Source organism: Nocardioides psychrotolerans (assembly GCF_943371775.1).
In the GTDB taxonomy this organism is placed as follows: Bacteria; Actinomycetota; Actinomycetes; order Propionibacteriales; family Nocardioidaceae; genus Nocardioides; species Nocardioides psychrotolerans_A.
Genome location: NZ_CALRWD010000001.1, coordinates 62,904 through 86,700, shown reverse-complemented (window position 1 = coordinate 86,700; position 23,797 = coordinate 62,904). Strand labels below are relative to the sequence as shown.

Here is a 23,797-nt window from a genome sequence, read left to right as displayed (position 1 = left end):
GGGACGTCCCCGATGGTGCGCGGCGTCCTCGGGGTCCAGGGTTGAGGCATGACCACGACCCCGCCAGACGCCCCCACCGGCCCGCCGCCCGGATCCCCACCGGGACCCGGCGACGGCCCGCCGCACGAGGGTCCCCACGACGGGCCCCAGGACGGGCCCCGCGTCAGCCGCGACCAGGTCCGCGACCTCGGCCGCCTGCGCCGCTCGGCCTACGACCGCAAGGTCGCCGGTGTCGCCGGTGGCCTCGCCCGCCACCTCGACGTCGATCCGATCATCCTGCGGGTCGGCTTCGTCGTGCTGGCCTTCTTCGGCGGTGCCGGGATCCTGCTCTACGGCGCGTGCTGGTTGCTCGTCCCCGACGAGGGCACCGGCGACGCGACGGTCCGGCTCGACGAGCGCAGCCGCTCGGTCGCCCTGATCGTGGTCGGCGCCCTCGCGGCGCTCGCCCTGCTCGGCGACTCCCTCGGCGGCTTCGGCTTCCCGTGGCCCCTCGCCATCATCGGGCTGGTCGTGCTGCTCGTCGTGTCCAACCGCGGTCAGGAGTCGCGCCGGCAGGCCCGTGCGACGTCGACCTATGCGACGCCGACCTACGCGACGCCGACCTACGCCACGCCGACCTACGCCGCGCCGCCACAGCAGGCACCGGCCTACGGCCACCCGTCGTACGCCGGAGCGCCGCCGACGTGGACCCCCGTCGCACCCGCGCCGCTGCCCCCGCGCCCCCGCAACCCCCGGCGCCGCGGCCCGATCCTCTTCTGGTTCACGTTGGCGCTGTGCGCCCTCGGCATCGGCGTGCTGGGCATCCTCGACCTGGCCGGCGCCTCGGTCCACGGGGCCACCTACCCCGCCCTGGTGCTGGCGACGACCGGCGTGATGCTGCTGCTTGGCGCGTTCTACGGCCGGGCCGGCGGCCTGATCCTCGTCGGGCTGATGGCAGGAGTCGCCACCCTCGGCGCCACGGCTGCCCAGGAGGTCGACGCCGACCGGATCGACGCCGCACCACGCTCCGCCGCGCAGGTCGAGAGCAGCTATGAGATCTTCGCCGGCGAGATCGTCCTCGACCTCACCGACGTCGCCGACCTGGAGGACCTCGACGGTCGCACCGTGCGGGTGGAGAGCGTCTTCGGCCGGATCGAGGTGATCGTGCCCGACGGCCTCGACGTCGACGTCCGGTCCACCATCGACGGGGGCGGGCATAGCGCGCTCTTCGGCAGCGACAACGACGGCTCCGACTCCCGCTTCCACGACGGCGGCGACGACGCCCCCGTCCTCGTGCTCGACACCCAGGTCGTCTTCGGCGAGATCGTCGTCGACACCGAGGAGAGGCTTACCCGATGAACGACACCACCGCCCTGACCACCGAGCCCGAGTCGGGCCGTCACCCGGTCAACGTCGCCCATCTCGTCATGGGCATCGCCTTCCTGGGCCTGGCCCTGGTCTGGTCGCTCGTGCAGTACGACGTCGTCGAGGGCCGCGACATCCGCTGGCTGCTGCCGGTCCCGTGGGTGCTGGCCGGCGCCGCGGGGCTGGCTGCCATCGCCGTGACCAGCACCCGCCGCCACCAGAAGCACCACGCGGGCTGGGTCGGCGAGCAGCCCACCCGGCCCCCCGTCCAGCCCCCGTCCGAGCCGCACCCGCAGGAGGAGCAGTCATGACCGACCCCCACGCACCCTGGACCCCACAGGCCCACCCCGGCCCGCGCCGACTGGTCCGCGACCGCGACGACCGGATGATCGGCGGCGTCTGCGCCGGGCTCGCCCACTACCTCGACGTCGACGTCACCCTGGTCCGGGTGCTCACCGTGCTGGGAGCGGTCTTCAGCGCCGGCACCGTCGCGTTCGTCTACCTCGTCGCGTGGATCATGGTCCCCCGGCGCTAGGGACATGGCGCAGGATGGGGCCGTGGACCTCCCCCGCCTCGGCACCCTCCGGACCCTGCCCGCCGCCGACCACCCGGAGCTGCTCGCTCCGAGCGTGGCGGCGGCGTTGGCGTCCTGGCCCCACGCCCACCTGGCGGGTGTCGCCGAGATCGACCCCGACCTCGCCGACACCGCCGCCTTCTCCGAGGCCTACGCGGTCCCGCTCGAGGCGAGTGCCAACTGCGTGCTCGTCGCCGGCAGGCGCGACGGCCAGGAGCGCATCGCCGCCTGCCTCGTGCGCGCCGACACCCGCGCGGACGTCAACGGCGTCGTCAAGCGCCTCCTCGACGTGCGCAAGGCCTCCTTCCTGCCGATGGAGCGCGCCGTGGAGGAGTCCGGCATGGAGCACGGCGGCATCAACCCCGTCGGGCTGCCGCCCACCTGGCGCCTGCTCGTCGACGCGCGGGTGACCGAGGTCGACGTGGTCCTCGTCGGCTCCGGCGTACGACGCTCCAAGCTGCTGCTGCCCGGCTCCACCATCGCCGCGCTCCCCGGCGCCGAGGTCGTCGACGGCCTGGCCGGCTGACAGCCGAAAACGGTTCGCGCGGAGCGGCCTGCCCTCCGTACCCTGGGACGAGTGCGCCTCCTCCCTCTCGACCACCCCGGGACCGCCGACCACCGGTCGCCCGGACGCTTCCTGTGGTGGCTCGCACGCGGCCAGTGGAAGACCCTCGCGGGGGGCATGGCCTTCGGCATCGTCTGGATGAGCACCCAGGCCGTGATGCCCGCGGTCATCGGTCTCGCGATCGACCGCGGCGTGGCCGACAAGGACGGCAGGGCGCTGCTGCAGCTCGCCGGGCTGATGCTGCTCATCGGTCTGGTGCAGGCGGCCAGCGGCATCATGCGCCACCGCTTCGCGGTGACCAACTGGCTCACCGCCGCCTACACCACGGTGCAGCTGGTCGCCCGCCACACGGTGCACCTCGGCGGCACGCTGCCCCGCAAGGTCTCCACCGGCGAGGTGGTCGCGATCGGCACCAGCGACATCTCCCACCTGGGCCAGGTCATGGACGTGTCGGCCCGCTTCGCCGGCGCGGTCGTCTCGTTCTTCCTGGTGGCGGCGATCCTGCTCCAGACGTCGGTGACGTTGGGCCTGGTCGTGCTGCTCGGCGTGCCCCTCCTGATGCTGCTCGTCGGGCCGCTCCTCTCGCCGCTGCAGAGCCGCAGCGCGCGCCAGCGCCAGCTGATGGGCGAGCTCTCCAACACCGCCACCGACATCGTCGGAGGCCTGCGGGTGCTGCGCGGGATCGGTGGCGAGCAGGTCTTCCACGACCGCTACCGCCGCGAGAGCCAGACCACCCGCCACGCGGGGGTCCAGGTCGCCAAGCTGCAGTCGGTGCTCGACGCGCTGCAGGTCTTCCTGCCCGGGCTCTTCGTCGTGATCATCGTGTGGATCGGCGCGCGCTACGCCGTCGCCGGTCGCATCACGCCGGGCGAGCTCGTCGCGTTCTACGGCTACTCGGCGTTCCTGATGATCCCGCTGCGCACGGCGACCGAGTACGCCAACAAGGTCATCCGCGGCCTCGTCTCCGCCCGCCGCGTCTGCAAGGTGCTCTCGCTGACCCCCGACGTGACCGAGCCGGGCGACCCCGCGGCCCCTCCCGCTCCGATGGCCGAGCTGCGCGACGCACGCTCGGGCCTGCGGGTCCGCCCGGGTGCGATCACGGCCCTGGTCAGCGAGCAGCCCGACGACACCGCGGCGCTGGCCGACCGGCTCGGCCTGTGCTCGGCCGAGGTCGACGACGACGTCACGCTCGGCGGGGTGCCGCTGACGCAGCTGCCCCGTGCCGACGTACGACGCCGCATCGTCGTCTCCGACACGAGCGCAGCGCTCTTCTCCGGACGCCTGGCCGACCGGCTCGACGTGACCGGCCGAGCGCGCACCACCGGCGACCTCGAGCGCGCGCTCTTCACCGCCTCCTCCGACGACATCATGGACGCGCTCCCCGACGGCCTCGACACGGTCGTCACCGAGCGCGGACGCAGCTTCTCCGGCGGCCAGCGCCAACGCCTGGTGCTCGCCCGCGTGCTGACGGTCGACCCCGAGGTCCTCGTGCTGGTCGAGCCGACCTCGGCCGTCGACGCGCACACCGAGGCCCGCATCGCCTCGCGCCTGCGCGCGCACCGCTCCGGACGCACCACGCTCGTCGCCACCTCCAGCCCGCTGATGCTAGACGCCGTCGACGAGGTCGCCTTCCTCGAGGGCGGGGTGGTCGTCGCCACCGGCAGCCACCGGGAGCTGCTCGACACCCACGCGCGCTACCGCGCGGTCGTGACCCGCGAGACCGAGCTCGTCCCCGCCGGCGGTGACGCATGAGCACGACGCTGCCCATCGCCGGCCCCGGCGCCATGCGCGCCTACGTCGGCGTCCTCGTACGACGCCACCCCCGGCTCGTCTGGGGCGCCCTGGCCCTGCACGTGCTCGCCGCCCTCGCAGGGCTCGCGGCCCCACGGCTGCTCGGCGGGCTGGTGGAGAGCGTCGAGACCGGCACGACCACCGACCACGTCGACACGATCATCGGCCTGCTCGCGGTCTTCCTGGTGCTCCAGACGGTGCTGACCCGCTATGCGCGCTACGTCAGCCAGGTGCTCGGCGAGGAGGTCCTCGCCGAGCTCCGCGAGGACTTCGTCGGCAACGCACTGGCGCTGCCCGTGGGGGTCGTGGAGTCGGCCGGTTCCGGCGACCTGCTGACCCGCACCAGCCGCGACGTGGAGCAGCTCGGCTGGTCGGTGCGCTGGGCCCTGCCGGAGTGGACCATCGCGGTCATCACCGCGATCCTCACCTTCACCGCCGCCCTCAGCGTCGGCTGGTGGGTCGGGCTGCCCTGCCTGCTCGGCATCCCCCCGCTGATGATCGGGCTGCGGTGGTACCTCGCCCGCGCCAAGGACGGCTACCTGCGCGAGAGCGCGTCCTACTCCGCCATCAACGCCTCCCTCACCGAGACCGTCGAGGGCGCCCGCTCGGTCGAGGCGCTGGGGCTCGGGCAGCAGCGCATCGACGCGATCGACGACGACATCCGCGAGTCCTACACCGCCGAGCGCTACACGCTGTGGCTGCGCACGGTGTTCTTCCCGAGCATGGAGCTCAGCTATCTCATCCCCACGGTCGCGACGCTGCTCTTCGGCGGCTACCTCTACACCCAGGGCCAGGTGTCGCTGGGCGACGTGACGACCGCGGTGCTCTACGTCCAGATGCTCATCGATCCGGTGGACCGGATCGTGTCGATCCTCGACGAGCTCCAGATGGGGGCCGCGTCCCTGTCGCGGCTGCTCGGCGTCGCGCAGGTGCCCGACGACCGCACCGCGACCGGTGAGGTGCCCGACGGCGAGGGGATCGACGCCCACGACGTGCGCTTCTCCTACGTCGAGGGACGCGACGTGCTGCACGGCGTCGACCTCACCGTCGGGGTCGGCGAGCGGATCGCGATGGTCGGCCCCTCCGGCGCGGGCAAGTCCACGCTCGGCCGGCTGCTGGCCGGCATCCACCCGCCGCGCACCGGCGCCGTGACCGTCGGCGGGGTCGGGCTCGTGGACCTGCCGCTGGCCGACCTGCGCGGCCACGTCGCGCTCGTGACCCAGGAGCACCACGTCTTTGTCGGCACGTTGCGGGAGAACCTCGCGCTCGCGGTCTCGACAGGCTCGACCAACGAGAGCGGCGCCTCCGACGACGCCATCCGCGCGGCGCTCGCCGCCGTCGACGCGCTCGACTGGGTCGACGCGCTGCCCGAGGGGCTGGACACGGTCGTCGGCTCCGGGGGTCGCGCGCTCACGGCCGCCCAGGCGCAGCAGATCGCGCTGGGCCGCCTGGTGCTCGCCGATCCCCACACGCTGGTGCTCGACGAGGCGACGTCGCTCATCGACCCGCGCGCCGCCCGCCACCTGGAGCGCTCGCTCGCGGCCGTGCTCGAGGGCCGCACGGTGATCGCGATCGCGCACCGGCTCTTCTCCGCGCACGACGCCGACCGGGTCGCGGTCGTCGAGGACGGCGTCATCGCCGAGCTCGGCTCGCACGACGAGCTGGTCGCCGCCGGTGGGTCCTACGCCGCGCTCTGGGACAGCTGGAACGGCGGCCGCTGACCCGTCGTACGACGCCTGAGCGTCCTCACTTCTGGGGAAAGGACCTCGTCGTTTCGTCGTCCGGGTGCGCTCTTGTTATTTTCGTCGGATCATGGACCCGACGAGCGCGACCCCGCAGCCGCGCAAGCAGGGGTTCCGCCAGGACGTCCAGGGCCTGCGCGCCGTCGCGGTCCTCACGGTCCTCGCCGCCCACGCCGGCGTCGCGTTCCTCCCGGGCGGCTACGTCGGGGTCGACGTCTTCTTCGTCATCTCGGGCTTCCTGATCACCCAGCTGCTGGTGACGGAGGCCTCGCGCTCGGGCCGGGTCTCGCTCAGCGGCTTCTACGCACGCCGGGCCCGACGCATCCTGCCCGCCGCGAGCGTCGTGCTGGTCGCGACCGTGGCCGCCTCCGTGCTGTGGATGAGCGTGCTCGAGGCGATCGACCTCGCCAAGGACGCGCTCTGGTCGGCGGTCTTCGCCGCCAACGTGCGCTTCGCCCAGCAGGGCGTCGACTACTTCGCTGCCGAGGCCGCTCCCTCGCCGCTCCAGCACTACTGGTCGCTGGCGGTCGAGGAGCAGTTCTACCTCGTGTGGCCGCTGCTGGTCGGCGCCGTCGCGTGGGTCGTCGCCCGCCGTCGCGCGACGGCGGGCCGGCCCGACAGCGTCCTGCGCGGCCTCGTCGTGGCGATCGTGGCGATCGGGCTCGCCAGCTTCGTGTGGTCCCTGGTGCGCACCGGGGCGGAGCCCCAGTCGGCCTACTTCTCGACCTTCACCCGTGCCTGGGAGCTCGCCGTCGGCGCGGGCGTCGCCCTGGCCGTGCAGGCAGGTCGCACGCTGCGCCACCGTCGCGGCGCCGAGGTGCTCGTGTGGGGCGGTCTCGCCTCGATCCTGGTGGCGTGCGTGGCCTTCGACGAGACCCTGGCGTTCCCCGGCTACGCCGCGGCGCTGCCCGTGCTCGGCACGGCCGCGGTCCTCTACGCCGGCGCCCACGCCGGCGTGACCACGAGCGCCGGGCGGCTGCTGTCGCTGCGACCGATGCGCGCCGTCGGCGACTGGTCCTACTCGCTCTACCTGTGGCACTGGCCGCTGCTGATCGTCCCGCCGACCGCGCTGGGTCGTGACCTGCGGCCCCTCGAGGTCGTGCTGCTGGTGGCGCTCGCCTTCGAGCTGGCCTACCTCACCTACCGCTTCGTCGAGCAGCCCTTCCGCACACGCCGGGTCTCCTCCGTGCGGCCCCGCCGGGCGCTGATCCTCTACCCCGTGTTCCTCGGCCTCGTCGGCTCCACGGCCGGCGCCGGCTGGGCGTGGTCCGACTACCGCGTCAGCGAGCACGGCGACTCCCCTGCCGTCACGACCAGCCAGTTCGGCATCACCGACGACGGTCCCGACGCGCTCGTGCGTGCCTCGGTCCTCGCCGCCCAGGCGCGCCAGGCCACGCCCAGCGACCTGACCCCCGACCTGGTCGACCTCGAGGACGACCTCGCCGACGTCGGTGACTGTCTGTACGAGGGCGGCACCACCTGGGAGCTCTGCCCGCGCGGGGACGACGACGGCGACAAGACCCTGGTGGTCATCGGCGACTCCCACGCGCGCGCCTGGATCCCCGCCTTCGACCAGATCGCCGAGCGGTCCGGCTACCGCGCCTTCTACCTCGTCAAGGCCCAGTGCAGCGCCGCCCTGGTGGACCCCTCCGAGGCGTTCACCGGCGACCCCTGGCCCGAGTGCGAGGAGTTCCACCGCTGGACCGAGGAGCAGATCGGCGAGCTCGACCCCGACCTCGTCGTGATGACCTCCTCGGCCCCGATCACGGGCCTCTACTCCGAGGGCCGCCGGCTGCGCAGCATGGACGACATCGCCGGCGAGCTGGGCGTCGGCCTCGCCGACATGTTCCGCGCCTACACCCCGCTCACCGACCGCCTGGTGATGCTGGTCGACGTGCCGCGACTCTCCCTCGACCCCGGCGTGTGCCTCTCGACCTTCGGGTCCGACCTCGGTGACTGTGCGCAGCCCCCCGACGCGACCGGCGTACGCATGCGGGACCTGACGGTCGACGTCGCCACCGAGGCCGGCGTCGAGGTCGTCGACCCGGAGACCTGGTTCTGCGCCGACGGGCTGTGCCCCACCGTCGTGGGCTCGACGATCTCCTACCGCGACCGCGGCCACATCACCTCCACGCGCGCTGCCGAGCTGGCCGAGCCCCTCGGCACCGCCCTCGGCATCTGGTAGCCGCCGCACCGTGTCGTACCGTGCCGCCATGCTGAACCGACGGATCGGGCCGGTCGAGGTCCGCGACCTGGAGCCGTGGCACGCCGAGGAGCTCGCGGAGTTCTTCCGTCGCAGCGGCGCCGACCTCTACGAGTGGCTGCCGTGGGAGAGCTTCGAGTCAGCGGAGGCGACGCTGCCGTTCCTGACCCGCTTCGCCGAGGGCCGCGGCGCGGACAACCGTCGCCTCTTCGGTCTGTGGCTCGACGGCACCCTCGTCGGCGGCACCCTCTTCCCCACGATCAACGCCCGGGCCGGCACCGCCGAGCTCGGCGTCTTCCTCGCCCGTGAGGCCCGTGGCCGTGGCATCGTCACCCAGACCGTCGAGGCCATGATCGCCTGGGCGTTCGAGACCCGCGGGCTCCGCCGTCTCGAGTGGCGCTGCTCGCCCGGCAACCTCGCCAGCCGCGCCATCCCGCAGCGGCTCGGCTTCACGCACGAGGGCACGCTGCGTCAGGTCTTCCAGGTCCGCGAGGACCTCCACGACCTCGAGGTCTGGTCGCTGCTGCGCCACGAGTGGCGCGGCTGACCCGACGGTGGCCGGGCCCCGCGGGGCCCGACCGGTCAGTGACCGGCGAGCCCCGAGATCCGCACGCCCGAGTGCGCCTTGTAGCGCTTGTTGATCGAGATCAGCACCGCCGTCAGCGGCTCCAGCTGACGCGCCAGGCGCAGGGCGCCGGCGTCGATGCCGTCGCGGCTCGTGACGCTGCGGGCCAGCTCGATGGCGACGGCCTTGGCCTCGGCCGAGTCGCCGCAGACGAGCACGTCCTCGTCCTCGAGGTAGTCCTTCTCGCCCCACAGCGTCACCGCGGACACGTGGTGGAACGCACCGACCACCGAGGAGTCCGGCGCGATCCGCTGCGCCGACTCCGCGGCCGAGCCCTCACCGGCGTCGACGACGCGACCGTGGGGACCGCGCTTGTCGAAGGCCAGCGGGTTGACGCAGGAGATGACGACCTTGCCGGCCAGCGGGAGCGTGGCGACCAGCTCGTCGTGGCCGTCGTACGGCACGGCCAGCAGGACGACGTCGGCGTCGGCGCAGGCGTCGAGGTTCGAGGCACCCGTGACCACACCTGCGTCGGCGACACCGTCGAGGCGGGCCGTGACCTCCTCGGCCACCGGGACGGCCTTCTCCGCCGCCCGCGAGCCGAGCACCACCGTGTGACCGTGACGTGCGAAGCGGTAGCCCAGCCCCTTGCCCTGCGGGCCGGTTCCACCGATCACGGCAATGCGGTACGACGTCACTCTGGGCTCCTAGCAAGTGAGGGATGAGGCGGTGCAGCACTATCCCACCGGCCCGTGTCGTCTGGGTGGGGGCGGTCACCCTTTGGTACCGTCGAAACAGGATCCGAACACAGATCCGAAGGCATGGGGTGGCGATCGGTGGGGACACGCTTCCGCGGTGACGTCCAGGGCTTGCGCGCAGTCGCTGTCCTGGCGGTCGTCGCTGCCCACGCGGGGGTGCCCTTCCTGCCCGGCGGCTTCGTCGGCGTCGACGTCTTCTTCGTCATCTCCGGCTTCCTGATCTCCGGGCTGCTGTTCCGCGAGGTGTCCGAGTCGGGCCGGGTCTCCCTGGCGTCCTTCTGGTCACGCCGGGCCCGCCGGATCCTGCCCGCGGCCACGGTCGTCACGCTGGTCACGGTCACCGTCGCCATCATCGGGCTCAGCCTGATCGACGCGCGCCAGGTCGTCGTCGACGCCCTGTGGTCCAGCCTGTTCGCCGCCAACGTCCACTTCGCCCAGCAGGACATCTACTACTTCACCTCCGGCAGCGGCAGCTCACCGCTCCAGCACTACTGGTCGCTGGCCGTCGAGGAGCAGTTCTACGTCGTGTGGCCGCTGCTGCTGCTCGGCCTTGTCGCCCTCAGCAGGGTCGGACGCCGGGGCCAGGCACCTGCCCACCTCCCGCGTGCGACGATCACGGTCGCCCTGGTCGTCATCACGGCCGCGTCGTTCGGCTGGTCCCTCCACCAGACCGCCGAGCAGCCCGGATCGGCCTACTTCTCGACCTTCACCCGCGCCTGGGAGCTCGGGGTCGGTGGCCTCGCCGCGCTCGTCGCCGTGCCGCTCGCACGACGTCTGCACCGTCACCTGCTCACCGTGCTCGGCGCTGTCGGTGTCGCCGCGATCCTCGTCGCGTGCGTGGCGTTCACCCCCGAGACCGCGTTCCCCGGCTACTCCGCCGCCCTGCCGGTGCTCGGCACCGCGCTGCTGCTGGTGGCCGGGGCCGGGGCGTCCCGCCCGCTCACCACCGAGCTCCTCGACAACCCGCCGATGCGGATGCTCGGCGACTGGTCCTTCTCGATCTACCTGTGGCACTGGCCGGCGCTGATCCTCAGCGAGGGCATGCTCGGTCGCCCGCTGCTGGCCTGGGAGACCGGTCTCGTGGTCCTGGCCGTCCTTGGACTGTCCGGCCTGACCTTCCGCCTCGTCGAGACGCCCTTCCGCACCGGTCGTCCCGCCGCGGCCCTGCGGGTGCCGCGCGCCCTCGCGCTCTACCCCGCGAGCCTGGTGCTTGTCGGCGCCACCTGCCTGGCGGGCTGGCAGTGGACCGCGGTCCAGGGCGGGGAGACCGGCGACAACCCGCCCATCACCGTGACCGGCAGCCACGACGACGCGGTCGCCCTGGTCCGCGCCTCGGTCGACGCCGCCCGCGACGAGGTCGCGATCCCCAGCGACCTGACCCCCGACCTGCTCGAGCTGCGCGACAGCATCGCCGACGTCGGCGAGTGCGACTACGCCGAGGACGTCCGCGCGCTCTGCCCGCGTGGCGCCGAGAACGGCGAGCGCACCCTGGTCGTCGTCGGCGACTCCCACGCGCGCGCCTGGATCCCGGCCTTCGACCGGATCGCCACCGAGGGCGACTGGACGGCCTACTACCTCGTCAAGCCGCAGTGCACCGCCGCCCACGTGCTCGTCGCCCCCGTCAACGAGGCCCGTCCCTTCACCGAGTGCGTCGCCTTCCAGGACTGGGTGATCGACATGGTCAGCGGCCTCGAGCCCGACCTCGTCGTCGTCGCGTCGTCACCCCCGGTCAACGGCGTCTACGACGGCAGCGCCCGCTACGAGGCCACCGACAAGGTGGCGCCCCTGCTCGCCGACGGCTACGACGAGCTCTTCGCCGAGCTGCTCGGCAGCGCCAAGCGCGTGGCCCTGCTGCGCGACGTCCCCAAGTCGCCCGACGACCCCGGCACCTGTCTCACCCAGGGCGACCCGAGCCTCGGCGACTGCATGTTCAACCCCGTCGAGCGCTCCGAGATCCTCGCCGAGGTCGCCGTCCAGTCGGCACTCCTGACCGGCACCGAGGTCGTCGACCCGACCCCCTGGCTCTGCTACGACGGCGACTGCCCCGTCGTCATCGGTGGCACGTTGTCCTACCGCGACACCGACCACATCACCACCGAGTACGCCGCGTCGCTCGCCGGCGCCCTCGGTCGCGCGCTCGACATGCTCTGAGCCCGACGTACGCCTGGCGATCACGTCACACCCCACCCCCCTTGCCACCGCGAGAGCGGGCTTGCCAGAGTGACGGCCCACACCCAACCGATCCCAGGGGACCCTTCATGAAGCTGTCCATGCCGCTCGTCTACGCCGGCAACCCGCGCGAGTCCGCCGACCAGGTGGCCGCGCTGGAGAAGGCAGGGCTGGACACCATCTGGGTCGCCGAGCCCTACGGCTTCGACGCCCCCACGCTCATGGGCTACCTCGCCGCCAAGACCGAGACCGTCGAGATCGGCGCCGGCATCCTCAACGTCTACTCCCGCACCCCCGGCGCGCTGCTGCAGACCGCGGCCGGCCTCGACAACGTCTCAGGTGGCCGCGCCGTCATCGGCCTCGGTGCCTCGGGCCCCCAGGTGATCGAGGGCTTCCACGGGATGCCCTACGAGAAGCCGCTGGGGCGCACCCGCGAGGTCATCGAGATCATCCGCATGGGCCTGCGCCGGGAGGCGCTCGTCAGCGACGGCATCTTCAAGCTCCCGCTCCCCGAGGGCCAGGGCCTCGGCCTGGGCAAGCCGCTCAAGCTCCTCAACAAGCCCGAGCGCCCCGTCATCCCCCTGTGGGTCGCCGCTCTCGGCGACGGCAACGTGAAGATGACCGCTGAGGTGGCCGACGGTTGGCTGCCCTTCCTCTTCCACCCCGAGAAGGCCCACCAGGTCTGGGGCGAGGCCCTCGCCAAGGGCACCGCCAAGCGCTCCCCCGACCTCGCCCCCCTCGAGATCAGCGCCGGCGGCATGGTCGCGATCGGCGAGGACGTCAAGGGCATGCTCGACTTCATGCGCCCGATGTATGCGCTCTACGTCGGTGGCATGGGCGCCCGCGGCAAGAACTTCTACAACGAGCTCGCCTGCCAGTACGGCTACGAGGAGGAGGCCAAGAAGATCCAGGACCTCTACCTCGACGGCCACAAGCGTGACGCCGAGGCGCTCGTGCCCACCGAGTGGCTGGAGGCCGGCAACCTCGTCGGCCCCGCGTCCTACGTCAAGGAGCGCATCGAGGCCTTCAAGGCCGCCGGCGTCACCAACCTCTCCCTCTCCCCCGCCTCCGACGACCCCGCGGGCACGATCGCCCAGGTCAAGGAGTGGGTGAGCTGACGTTCCGACGCTGGCGCGTCGGGTTGGTGTGGGACTCGTGGGAGTGCTCCACGGGAGTGCGCCTACGGCAGGCCCGGGCCTGCCTCCGGCACCCTCCCGCGCGGACACCCACCCTCGTCCTCGTCGGTGGTGAGGAGGTGGATCTCCCACGCCTCGCCACGCCCGTCCGTGGCCGGCCAGCCACGTGCCTCACCTCCACCACCCACGAGTCGAGACAGGGTGCTGTCCTGCGTGGGCGTGGCCGCAGGGCAGGGGTGGTCTGCGGGGGCTAAAAGGGCTTGGCCGCGGCGCCGGTGGACCTGCGCGACCACCGACGACGTCTCCCGGCGACGCGCCGCCCCCTGTCCGCCGCAGGCCATCCCTGCCAGGCGGCCGCGCCCACCCAGCGCACCGGGGCGATGACCACACCTTCCCGACGCGCCAGCGTCGGAAGCAGGATCAGTCGCGAGCGAGCGAGCGGGTGATGACCTGGTTGGCGGCGCGCTGGAAGCCGGCGACGACCGCCTCGAGGGTGAGCTGTCGCAGTCGCGGGAGGGTCTGCTCGAGGCGGACGGCGTCCTCGGGCGAGTGGGGCTCGCGCCGGTAGGGCTCGAGCAGCTCGTCGCGCAGGATGTCGGTGAGCTCCTCGGCCAGGGCCCCCATGTGGCGGCGGATGGCCTCGTCGGCGCGGGAGATGCCGGCCTCGGGGATGTCGAGGTCGAGCAGACCGAGGCCGACCTCGAGGTGGGACATGACGACCCAGCCGTCGCTGCCCTCCTCGATGCACCCGAGGTTGGTGAGCAGGCGCAGGTCGGTGTCGGAGAGGGTGCGACCGGCGCGCTTCTCGAGCTGGCGCAGGGTCAGCTGCTCGGGCGGCCGGCCGGTCCAGGAGGTGAGCATGGTGCGCTGGAGCACGAGGTCCTCGACCGTCGCGTCGGCGGGCACGCCGGCGAGGAAGCCCTCGATCGCCTGGAGCGTGAAGCCGTGCTCCTGCAGGGCACGCACCATCTCGAGCCGCGCCCGGTGGACGTCGTCGTAGTAGGCGACGCGGCCGCGGCGGATCGGCGGCGGGAGCAACCCCAGGCTGGCGTAGTAGCGGGTGGTGCGGACGGTGAGCCCGACGCCCGCGGACAGCTCGTCGATGGTCAGCAGGTCGCCGGACGGGTCCGCGGAGGCGTCGACGGCGGGAGCACTCATGACTGTCACAGTAGTGCTGGCACAGCATTCCTGACAGGTTCTGGGACGAGCCCTTGAATGCTGACAGTGATGCTGTCACAGTTGCGCTGACACACCCGTTCCCCGACCGGAGGCCCCCGCATGCCCGAGACCCCGTCCATCTACGAGCAGGAGCACGACGACTTCCGCGCGATGGCCCGCGCCTTCATGGACAAGGAGGTCGCCCCCTTCCACGACCAGTGGGAGAAGGACGGACAGGTCAGCCGCGAGGTGTGGACCAAGGCCGGCCAGGCCGGGCTGCTCTGCTTCGACGTCGACGAGCAGTACGGCGGCATGGGCATCCACGACTTCCGCTACAACGCGATCGTGTCCGAGGAGATCTCCCGGATCGGCGCCAGCGGGCTGGGCTTCCCCGTCCACACCGACATCATCGTCCCCTACATCAGCCAGCTCGGGACCGAGGAGCAGAAGCAGCGCTGGCTGCCCGGCCTGGTCAGCGGCGAGATCATCTCGTCGGTCGCCATGACCGAGCCCGGCGCCGGGTCCGACCTCCAGGGCATCAGGACCAGCGCGGTCGACAAGGGCGACCACTACGTCCTCAACGGCTCCAAGACCTTCATCAGCAACGGCATCATGTCCGACCTGGTCATCGTCGTGTGCCGCACCGACCCCGACGCCGGTCACCAGGGCATCAGCCTGCTGGTCGTCGAGCGCGGCATGGAGGGCTTCGAGCGCGGCCGCAACCTCGAGAAGGTCGGCATGAAGGCCCAGGACACCGCCGAGCTCTTCTTCGACAACGTCATCGTCCCCAAGGAGAACCTCCTCGGCGAGGAGGGCTCCGGCTTCATCTCGCTGATGGTCAACCTGCCCCAGGAGCGCATCTCGATCGCCGCGATCGCGGTGGCAGCGTGCGAGCAGGTCCTGGCGATGTGCCTCGACTACGCCAAGCAGCGCGAGGCGTTCGGCAAGCCGATCGGCAAGTTCCAGCACAACCGCTTCCTGCTCGCCGAGATGGCCACCGAGGTCCACATCGCCCGGGTCTTCGTCAACGACTGCATCCTCAAGCTCAACGCCGGCGAGGTCGACACCGCGCTCGCCTCCATGGCGAAGTGGTGGACCACCGAGCTCCAGACCAAGCTCGTCGACCGCGGCGTCCAGCTCCACGGCGGCTACGGCTACATGATGGAGTACCCGATCGCGAAGGCCTTCGTGGACAGCCGGATCCAGACGATCTACGGCGGCACCACCGAGATCCAGAAGGAGATCATCGGGCGCAGCATGGGCATCTGAGGCCTCCCCCGGCACGGTGGCGGTTGTCGCACCACGTCCCTTGTGACGGGGTGTGACAGCCGCCACACTTGTCTCCACCACACCTGCCTGCCTGTCGAGGAGAGACCTGCCGATGACCAGTGACGCACCCACCGAGGTGCTGGCCAAGCGAGCCGAGATCGAGGAGCGGATCGCGGGGCAGACCCTGGCCGACGTGCTCGCCCGCACGGTGGCGCAGCACGCCGACGAGCCGGCGTACTCCGACAAGCACCGGCTCGAGGGCGACGCCTCCTGGCGCACCCTGACCTGGGCCGAGGTGCGCGAGCGCAGCCTCGACGTCGCGGCCGGCCTGATCGAGCTCGGGGTGGTCCCGGGCGACACGGTCGCGGTGATGGCGACCAACCGGATCGAGCACGTGCTCGCCGACATCGGCGCCGTGCACGCCGCGGCGACGCCCATGTCGATCTACAACACGCTCTCCGTCGAGCAGGTCTCCTACGTCGCCGGTCACGCCGAGCCGACCGTCGTCATCCTCGAGGGTGCCGACCACCTCGCCCGCTGGTCCCAGGCCCTCGACGCGAGCGCGAGCGTGCGTCGGGTCGTCGTGATCGACGCCGACGCCTGCCCCGCCGGCGACCGCTTCATGACGTGGGACGCGTTCCTCGCCTCGGGGGCGGCCTTCCACGCCGCCAACGCCGCCGAGGTGGAGAGCCGCCACACGGCCCTGACCCCGGAGTCACCGGCGACGATCCTCTACACCTCCGGCACGACCGGCAACCCCAAGGGTGTGGTGCTGACCCACCACAACGTCATCTACGAGGCGGTCAGCACCCTGGAGTCGGCCGGTCTCGTGGGACCGCAGCGCCAGGTGAGCTACCTGCCGTTCGCCCACATCGCCGAGCGCGTCCTCGGCATCTACGGCCCGCAGCTGCTCGGTGGTCACATCCACTGCATCGGTGACCCCGCCCAGCTGCTGGCCACGCTCGGCGAGGTCCACCCCACGGCGTTCTTCGGCGTGCCGCGCGTCTGGGAGAAGATCAAGACCGGCCTGTCGGCCAAGCTCGCCGCCGACCCCGACCCCGCCAACGTGACGATGGTCCAGGACTCCATGGCCGCCGCGCTCGCCTGGGTGCAGGCTCAGGAGGTCGGCGGCACCATGACCCCCGAGATCGAGGAGGCCTACGCCGCCGCCGACGCGCGGATCCTCGGCTTCCTCAAGCTGCTCCTCGGCCTCGACCAGGTCACCTGGGCCGGGTCGGCCGCGGCCCCCATGCCGATCGAGGTCGCCAAGTTCATGGCCGGTCTCGGCCTCAAGGTCTTCGACGTCTACGGCATGACCGAGACCTGTGGCGCCGTGACCGCCAACGGCCCGGCCGGCTTCAAGCTCGGCACGGTCGGTCGCCCCAACCCCGGCATGGAGATCCGTCTCGCCGAGGACGGCGAGGTCCTGGTGCGCGGCCCCGTCAACACCCCCGGCTACCACCGCCAGGAGGACGCCACGCACGCCCTCATCGACGAGGACGGCTGGGTCCACACCGGCGACATCGGCACCCTGGACGAGGACGGCTTCTTCGCGATCGTCGACCGCAAGAAGGAGCTGATCATCACCTCGGCGGGCAAGAACATCGCGCCGTCCAACATCGAGAACTACCTCAAGGAGTCGCCGATCATCGGCCACGCGATGGCCATCGGCGACAACCGCCCCTACGTCGTGGCGATCCTGACCCTCGACGGCGAGGTCGCCCCGGTGCTCGCCGAGCGCATGGGTCTGACCTACACCGACCTTGCCGACCTCGCCCAGAAGCCCGAGATCCAGGCGATGGCCCAGGCCGCCGTCGACGCCGCCAACGAGCGGCTCTCGCGCCCCGAGCAGGTGAAGGCCTTCGAGCTGCTGCCCGTCGAGTGGACCGCGGAGTCCGAGGAGCTCACCCCGACCCTCAAGCTCAAGCGCCGGGTGGTCAACCAGAAGTACTCCGACGTGCTGGACCGCCTCTACGGCTGACCCACCAACGTCGAGTCGGCGCGATGTTGCAGCCCTGCGTGCAACATTGCGCCGACTCGCGCTGTGGTCTGGACCAGCGGACGCAGTGCGACGGGCGGCGCACGCCTGCGCGATGAGTCCTGGGCGGGACCGGAGTCTGATCGGGGAAATCCCTGATGCGGACCGTCCCGCCCCCTGAGAGGCTCCCGCCATGCACCGACAGATCGCCGGCAGGCTCACCGGCAGCGTCACCAAGTGGATCGTGCTCCTCGGTGCGGTCGTGGTCGTCGTCCTCATGGCCCCCCTCAACGCGCAGCTCGTCGACGTCCAGAACAACGAGGCCTCCTCCTGGCTGCCGGAGTCCGCCGAGTCGACCCAGGTGCTGGAGGAGCTGACCGGCACGGTCGACCCCAACGACATCGACACCCTCGTCGTCTACTACCGCGAGGGCGGCCTCACCCCGGAGGACCTGGCGGCGATGGACGCGCACGCCGCCGAGATCGCGACGATCGACGGGGTCACCGACGAGGGCGTGCTGTCGCCCAACGCCGCCCAGCAGGCGGGGATCCCCGTCCCGCTGGTCTCCGAGGACGGGGAGGTCGCCAACCTGGCCTTCACCTTCAACTTCGGCGCCGACGGGTGGCTCAGCATCCCCGACGCGGCGACGGAGGTGCGCGACATCGCCCGCATCGACGGGGTCACGGTGCACCTCGCGGGCTTCGGCGGGCAGGCGGCCGACGCGTCGGCCGCCTTCGAGGGCATCGACACCAACCTCATCTTCGCGACGTTGCTGGTCGTCATCCTGATCCTGCTGTTCACCTACCGCAGCCCGATCCTGTGGCTGCTCCCGATCATCTCGGCCGTCTTCGCCTACATGATCTCCGGCGGCGTGGTCTACCTCCTGGCCAAGCACGCCGACCTCACGGTCAACGGCCAGAGCCAGTCCATCCTCGGCATCCTGGTGATCGGCGCGGGCACCGACTACGCCCTCCTGCTCGTCGCGCGCTACCGCGAGGAGCTGCGCCGTCACGAGGACCGGCACGAGGCCATGGCCTTCGCCCTGCACCGCGCCACGCCGGCCATCCTCGCCAGTGCCGCGACGGTGGTCATCGGGCTGCTGTGCCTGGTGTTCTCCGACCTCAACTCGACCGCCGGCCTCGGCCCGGTGCTCGCGGTGGGCGTCGCCGTCACCTTCCTGGTCATGGTGACCCTGCTGCCGGCCCTGCTGGTGATCTGCGGACGCTGGATCTTCTGGCCCAAGCGCCCGACGTTCGGCTCGGAGGAGCCCACCGGCGCGGGCATGTGGGCCAAGGTCGGCGCCGCGATCGCACCCCGGCCGCGTCGCGTGTGGATCGTGACGACCGGCCTGCTGCTCCTCGCGTGCCTCGGCCTCTTCAAGCTCGACCCGTCGGGCCTGGCCCAGGACGAGCAATACACGAAGGCGTTCGACTCGATCAAGGGACAGGCCCTGCTGGCCGAGCACGGTCTCGCCGACACCTCCAACACGATCCAGGTGGTGACCGACGCCGACGAGGTCCCGGCCGTCGTGGACGCCCTGGCCGGCGTGGACGGCCTGGGCCAGCCGAGCGAGGCCGTCGACATCGGTGACGGTCGCGCCTTCCTGACCGCCACGCTGGGCAGCGACATGTCCTCGACCGCCTCCTTCGACGCGGTCGCGTCGGCCCGCGACGCCGTGCACGACGTCGACGGGGCCGACGCGCTGGTCGGCGGCGGGTCGGCGTTCTACCTCGACACCAAGATCGCCTCCGAGCGGGACAACAGGGTGATCATCCCGATCGTCCTGGTGGTCGTGCTGCTGATCCTGATGATCCTGCTCCGCGCCCTGGTCGCGCCGCTCATCCTCATCGGCACCGTCATCTTGTCCTTCGGCGCGGCGCTGGGCATCTCGGCCGTGCTGTTCACCGAGGTGTTCACGAGGATCGGGCTCTTCGAGGTCAACGACGGGTTCGCCCACGCCGACCCGGGCTTCCCGCTCTTCGCCTTCGTCTTCCTGGTGGCGCTGGGCATCGACTACAACATCTTCCTCATGACGAGGGTGCGCGAGGAGACCGCCCAGCACGGCACCCGCAAGGGCTCCCTCATCGCCCTGTCGTCCACGGGCGGCGTCATCACCTCGGCCGGGCTGGTCCTGGCGGCGACGTTCCTGGTCCTCGGCTCGCTGCCGCTGGTCTTCCTCGCCCAGCTCGGCGTCGCGGTGGCCCTCGGCGTCCTGCTGGACACGATGATCGTGCGCTCGGTGCTGGTCACGGCGATCAACCTCGACCTCGGTGGTCGTGTCTGGTGGCCGAGCACGCTGGACCGGGCCGGTCACGAGGTGACACCGCCGGAGCCCGGGGAACCGGGGGCCGTCTCACCGGCCGCGGAGCCGGACGGAGACACCGCGGGGGCGCGGGTGTGACAGCACCGTCCTGGAACAGGTTCCACGTGGTGGGCCGGGGAATCACCCCGTCGCACCGCTGGTTAGCCTGACCACAGTGACCGAGCAGCCCGAGCGACCCACGCCCCAGCAGATCCGTCGCGCCCTGGCGCGAGCGGAGCGCGGGGCCGCGCTCGACGTCGCCGAGGCCGCCGTTCTCCTGGCAGCGACCGGCGCCGACCTCGACCGGTTGACGACCGCGGCCGCGCGCGTGCGCGACGCCGGGCTGGTGGCGGCCGGTCGACCCGGTGTCGTGACCTACTCGCCCAAGGTGTTCATCCCGGTCACCAAGCTGTGCCGCGACCGCTGCCACTACTGCACGTTCGTGGAGTCGCCGGGCGAGCTCCGTCGCGCCGGGCACGCGATGTTCCTCTCCCCCGACGAGATCCTCGACATCGCCCGTCAGGGCGCCGAGCTCGGCTGCCTCGAGGCGCTCTTCACGCTGGGCGACCGCCCCGAGGACCGCTGGCCCGAGGCGCGCGAGTGGCTCGACGAGTCGGGCTACGACTCCACCCTGGCCTACGTGCGCGCCATGGCGATCCGGGTGCTCGAGGAGACCGGGCTGCTGCCCCACCTCAACCCCGGCGTCATGTCGTGGGAGGAGATGAACCGCCTCAAGCCGGTCTCCCCCTCGATGGGGATGATGCTCGAGACCACGTCGCGCCGGCTCTACGAGACCAAGGGTGAGGCCCACTTCGGCTCCCCCGACAAGGACCCCGACGTCCGCCTGCGGGTCCTCGAGGACGCCGGGCGCCTCTCGATCCCCTTCACCACCGGGCTCCTGGTCGGGATCGGCGAGACGCTGACCGAGCGCGCCGAGACGATCTTCGCGCTGCGCCAGGTCTCCACCCAGTTCGGAGCCGTGCAGGAAGTCATCGTCCAGAACTTCCGGGCCAAGCCCGACACCGCGATGCGCCACTCGGGCGACCTCGACCTCGACGACTTCCGCGCCGCGATCGCCGTGACGCGGCTCGTCCTCGGCCCCAAGGCCCGCCTGCAGGCTCCCCCCAACCTCGTCGACCTCGCGGAGTGCCGCGCGCTCCTCGACGCCGGCATCGACGACTGGGGCGGCGTGTCGCCCCTGACCCCCGACCACGTCAACCCCGAGCGCCCCTGGCCCAGCCTCGAGCGACTGACCTCGATCACCGCCGAGTGCGGCTTCGAGCTCAAGGCTCGCCTGACGGTCCACCCGGAGTACGTCCGCGCCGGCGAGCCCTGGCTCGACCCCCGCATCAGCGCCCACGTGGCTGCCCTGGCCCTGCACGACGGCCCCGACGCCGGCCTCGCGCGCCCCGGCGTACGACCCTCGGGGCTGCCGTGGCAGGAGCCCGACGGCGGCTTCGCCTCGGTGGGTCGCACCGACCTCCACTCCGCCATCGACGACGCGGGCCCCGACGGGGGCCGCAGCGAGGACCGCCGCTCCGACTTCGGCGACGTCTACGGCGACTGGGCCTCGGTCAAGGACGCCGCAGGCTCGACGTCGCTCATCGACGGCGCCCCGGCCGTGCTGCACGCCGAGGGCGCCGACGCGCTGCGCGCCGCCGAGGCCGACCCCGGCAACCTCTCCGACGAGCACGCCCTGACCCTCATGACCGCCGAGGGCGACCTGCTGCGCCAGGTCACCCGCCTCGCCGACGACCTGCGTCAGCAGGCGGTCGGCGACACCGTGACCTACGTCGTCAACCGCAACATCAACTTCACCAACGTCTGCTACGTCGGCTGCCGCTTCTGCGCCTTCGCCCAGCGCCGCACCGACGCCGACGCCTACACCCTCTCGCTCGACGAGGTCGCCGACCGCGCCGCCGAGGCCTGGGACCTCGGCGCCACCGAGGTCTGCATGCAGGGCGGCATCGACCCCGAGCTGCCCGCCACCGCCTACTTCGACCTCGTCTCCGCGGTCAAGCGACGCGTGCCCGACATGCACGTGCACGCCTTCTCCCCCATGGAGATCGTCAACGGCACCGCCCGCACGGGCCTGTCCATCGAGGACTTCCTCATCAAGGCCCGCGAAGCCGGCCTCGGCTCCCTGCCCGGCACCGCCGCAGAGATCCTCGACGACGAGGTCCGCTGGGTCCTCACCAAGGGCAAGCTCCCCGCCCGCACCTGGATCGAGATCGTCTCCACCGCGCACCGCGTGGGCATCCCCACGACCTCCACGATGATGTACGGCCACGTCGACAACCCCCGGCACTGGGTCGGCCACCTCCGTGTCCTCTCACGCATCCAGGACGACACCGGCGGGTTCACCGAGTTCGTCCCCCTGCCCTTCGTGCACACCTCCGCACCCATCTACCTCGCCGGCGTCGCCCGGCCCGGGCCCACCCTGCGCGACAACCTCGCCGTCCACGCGATGGCCCGCATCCTGCTCCACGGCCGCATCGACAACATCCAGACCAGCTGGGTCAAGCTCGGCGTCGAGGGCACCCAGGCCATGCTCAACGCCGGCTGCAACGACCTCGGCGGCACGCTCATGGAGGAGACCATCTCGCGCATGGCCGGCTCCGAGCACGGCTCCGCCAAGACCGTCGCCGAGCTCCGGGAGATGGGCGCCGGCATCGGCCGCCCCGTCCGCGAGCGCACCACCACCTACCAGCTGCGCTGACGAGCGGGTTCGCGTCGCCATCCGCGTCCCGAACAACAAACCCTCCGGCTCCGGCACCGCACGACACGCCGCGTCCGCAGGCATGCCGGCACGGAGGCGGCGCCCCGGGGTGCGTGCTCGATCAACGGCATACGCCAGCGAGGACTAGGCGATCTAGCCCCTTCGTGCCATCTCGTCATCTGCAGGTAACAATCTGGCCTCGGAGTCTTTACGTGACCGCAGTCACTCATTATGTTGTGCGAGACAACAAACAGGTGAGGCCGGAGCGGGCTGGTCGCACCATCACCGCGAGGAGGCGGGTCGCATGAAGCGACAGCACACTTTGGTAGTAGCCGGACTCATGGGTGCCGCCCTGGCGCTCAGCGGGTGTGGGAGCGACGACGGCGGCTCGGCCTCCGACGGGGGCAACGGCGGAAGCGACGCGGCCGGCAAGGTCGGCGTCATCCTGCCCGACACCGAGTCCTCGGTCCGCTGGGAGAGCGCGGACCGTCCCGCGCTCGAGGCCGCCTTCGAGGAGGCCGGCGTCGAGTACGAGATCCAGAACGCCGAGGGCGACGCGGAGCGGATGACCCAGATCGCCGACACGATGATCGGCAACGGCGTCACCGTCCTCGCGATCGTCAACCTCGACTCCGAGTCGGGTGCCGCGATCCAGGAGAAGGCCGCCTCCGCCGGCGTCGCCACCATCGACTACGACCGCCTGACCCTCGGCGGCACCGCCGAGTACTACGTGTCGTTCGACAACGTCGTCGTGGGCGAGCTGCAGGGCCAGGGCCTGGCCGACTGCCTCGGCGAGGAGGACGCCAACATCGTCTACCTCAACGGCTCCCCCACCGACAACAACGCCACCCTCTTCGCCGAGGGCGCCCACAGCGTCCTCGACGGCATGAGCAACTACTCGGTCGTCGGCGAGCAGGCCGTCCCCGACTGGGACAACGAGGAGGCTGCCACGATCTTCCAGCAGCTCTACACCGCTGCCGACGGTGACGTCGACGGCGTCCTCGCCGCCAACGACGGGCTCGGTGGCGCCGCCATCAGCATCCTCGAGGGCAACGGCCTCGCCGGCAAGGTCCCGGTCACCGGCCAGGACGCGACCGTCGAGGGTCTGCAGAACATCCTCGCCGGCACCCAGTGCATGACGGTCTACAAGTCCGCCACGCTCGAGGCGGGTGCGCTGGCCGACACCGCCATCGCGCTGGTCAACGGTGAGGACGCCGAGACCACCGGCACGACCCTGGACTCCGAGAGCGGCCGCGAGGTCCCCTCGATCCTGCTCGAGCCGCAGGCCATCACCAAGGACACCGTCGCCGACGTCATCGCCGACGGCGGCCAGTCCGCTGCCGACGTGTGCGCGGGCGACTTCGCCGACCTGTGCGCCGAGGCCGGCATCTCCTGATCGGCCCCTGACCTGGTCCCCCGGGGTGGCGATCCCGCCCCGGGGGACCGGCCGGCAGGCCTGCGCCTGCCACCTGCTCCACCCTGTTCCTGCACGTCCCCCACAGCCATTCCCTGACCGGAGGTAGG

Annotated in this window: 17 protein-coding genes; 15 read left to right on the top strand and 2 right to left on the bottom strand. The window is 71.8% G+C overall.

The window, feature by feature from the left end:
* The first annotated feature begins 48 nt into the window (after nt 1–48).
* The 8 genes from AAG827_RS00380 (at nt 49) to AAG827_RS00345 (ending at nt 8,766) form a co-directional block, all read left to right on the top strand.
* Nucleotides 49–1,338 carry a PspC domain-containing protein gene (locus tag AAG827_RS00380; RefSeq protein ID WP_341923770.1) on the top strand — a complete coding sequence of 430 codons (1,290 nt, stop codon included), beginning with the start codon at nt 49–51 and terminating at the stop codon, nt 1,336–1,338.
* Entirely contained in the window at nt 1,335–1,655 is a 321-nt protein-coding gene (locus AAG827_RS00375; RefSeq protein ID WP_341923769.1) for a hypothetical protein, read from the top strand. The genes AAG827_RS00380 and AAG827_RS00375 overlap by 4 nt, the downstream gene beginning before the upstream one ends.
* The gene (locus AAG827_RS00370) at nt 1,652–1,879 is read left to right on the top strand and encodes a PspC domain-containing protein (RefSeq protein ID WP_341923767.1); all 228 of its coding nucleotides are present in this window, start codon (nt 1,652–1,654) and stop codon (nt 1,877–1,879) included. Before AAG827_RS00375 ends, AAG827_RS00370 begins: the two co-directional genes overlap by 4 nt.
* A gap of 22 nt (nt 1,880–1,901) precedes the next feature.
* Nucleotides 1,902–2,444: a YbaK/EbsC family protein gene (locus AAG827_RS00365; RefSeq protein ID WP_341923765.1), complete on the top strand. Its 543-nt coding sequence runs from the start codon at nt 1,902–1,904 to the stop codon at nt 2,442–2,444.
* A gap of 51 nt (nt 2,445–2,495) precedes the next feature.
* The gene (locus AAG827_RS00360; RefSeq protein ID WP_341923764.1) at nt 2,496–4,235 is read left to right on the top strand and encodes an ABC transporter ATP-binding protein; all 1,740 of its coding nucleotides are present in this window, start codon (nt 2,496–2,498) and stop codon (nt 4,233–4,235) included.
* On the top strand, nt 4,232–5,995 hold the full coding sequence (locus AAG827_RS00355) for an ABC transporter ATP-binding protein (protein WP_341923763.1): 1,764 nt from the start codon (nt 4,232–4,234) through the stop codon (nt 5,993–5,995). Before AAG827_RS00360 ends, AAG827_RS00355 begins: the two co-directional genes overlap by 4 nt.
* A 91-nt stretch (nt 5,996–6,086) precedes the next feature.
* Nucleotides 6,087–8,201, top strand: a complete 2,115-nt coding sequence (locus tag AAG827_RS00350; protein WP_341923762.1) for an acyltransferase family protein — start codon at nt 6,087–6,089, stop codon at nt 8,199–8,201.
* Nucleotides 8,202–8,229: 28 nt separating this feature from the next.
* Nucleotides 8,230–8,766 carry a GNAT family protein gene (locus AAG827_RS00345; RefSeq protein WP_341923761.1) on the top strand — a complete coding sequence of 179 codons (537 nt, stop codon included), beginning with the start codon at nt 8,230–8,232 and terminating at the stop codon, nt 8,764–8,766.
* Nucleotides 8,767–8,801: 35 nt separating this feature from the next.
* On the opposite strand, the gene npdG is transcribed toward AAG827_RS00345, so the two are convergent.
* Nucleotides 8,802–9,482, bottom strand: a complete 681-nt coding sequence (npdG, locus tag AAG827_RS00340) for an NADPH-dependent F420 reductase (protein WP_341923760.1) — start codon at nt 9,480–9,482, stop codon at nt 8,802–8,804.
* A gap of 171 nt (nt 9,483–9,653) precedes the next feature.
* Here npdG and AAG827_RS00335 point away from each other — a divergent pair, with 171 nt between their 5' ends.
* The gene (locus AAG827_RS00335) at nt 9,654–11,693 is read left to right on the top strand and encodes an acyltransferase family protein (RefSeq protein WP_341923759.1); all 2,040 of its coding nucleotides are present in this window, start codon (nt 9,654–9,656) and stop codon (nt 11,691–11,693) included.
* 107 nt (nt 11,694–11,800) lie between these two features.
* A complete protein-coding gene (locus AAG827_RS00330) occupies nt 11,801–12,829 on the top strand; it encodes an LLM class F420-dependent oxidoreductase (RefSeq protein ID WP_341923758.1) in 1,029 nt (342 codons plus the stop codon).
* 438 nt (nt 12,830–13,267) lie between these two features.
* On the opposite strand, the gene AAG827_RS00325 is transcribed toward AAG827_RS00330, so the two are convergent.
* Complete coding sequence (locus AAG827_RS00325) at nt 13,268–14,005, bottom strand: MerR family transcriptional regulator (protein ID WP_341923757.1); 738 nt, start codon at nt 14,003–14,005, stop codon at nt 13,268–13,270.
* A gap of 120 nt (nt 14,006–14,125) precedes the next feature.
* Between AAG827_RS00325 and AAG827_RS00320 the strand changes: the two genes are divergently transcribed.
* The 5 genes from AAG827_RS00320 (at nt 14,126) to AAG827_RS00300 (ending at nt 23,669) form a co-directional block, all read left to right on the top strand.
* Nucleotides 14,126–15,274 (top strand): acyl-CoA dehydrogenase family protein, encoded by a 1,149-nt coding sequence (locus AAG827_RS00320; protein ID WP_341923756.1) that lies wholly within the window; start codon nt 14,126–14,128, stop codon nt 15,272–15,274.
* A gap of 112 nt (nt 15,275–15,386) precedes the next feature.
* Nucleotides 15,387–17,255, top strand: coding sequence for an AMP-binding protein (locus AAG827_RS00315; protein ID WP_341923754.1), 1,869 nt, complete (start codon nt 15,387–15,389; stop codon nt 17,253–17,255).
* A gap of 190 nt (nt 17,256–17,445) precedes the next feature.
* Nucleotides 17,446–19,653, top strand: coding sequence for an MMPL family transporter (locus AAG827_RS00310; protein ID WP_341923753.1), 2,208 nt, complete (start codon nt 17,446–17,448; stop codon nt 19,651–19,653).
* A gap of 76 nt (nt 19,654–19,729) precedes the next feature.
* Nucleotides 19,730–22,273, top strand: a complete 2,544-nt coding sequence (locus AAG827_RS00305) for a bifunctional FO biosynthesis protein CofGH (RefSeq protein ID WP_341923752.1) — start codon at nt 19,730–19,732, stop codon at nt 22,271–22,273.
* Between the two features lie 340 nt (nt 22,274–22,613).
* Nucleotides 22,614–23,669: a substrate-binding domain-containing protein gene (locus AAG827_RS00300; protein WP_341923751.1), complete on the top strand. Its 1,056-nt coding sequence runs from the start codon at nt 22,614–22,616 to the stop codon at nt 23,667–23,669.
* The last annotated feature ends 128 nt before the right edge of the window (nt 23,670–23,797 follow it).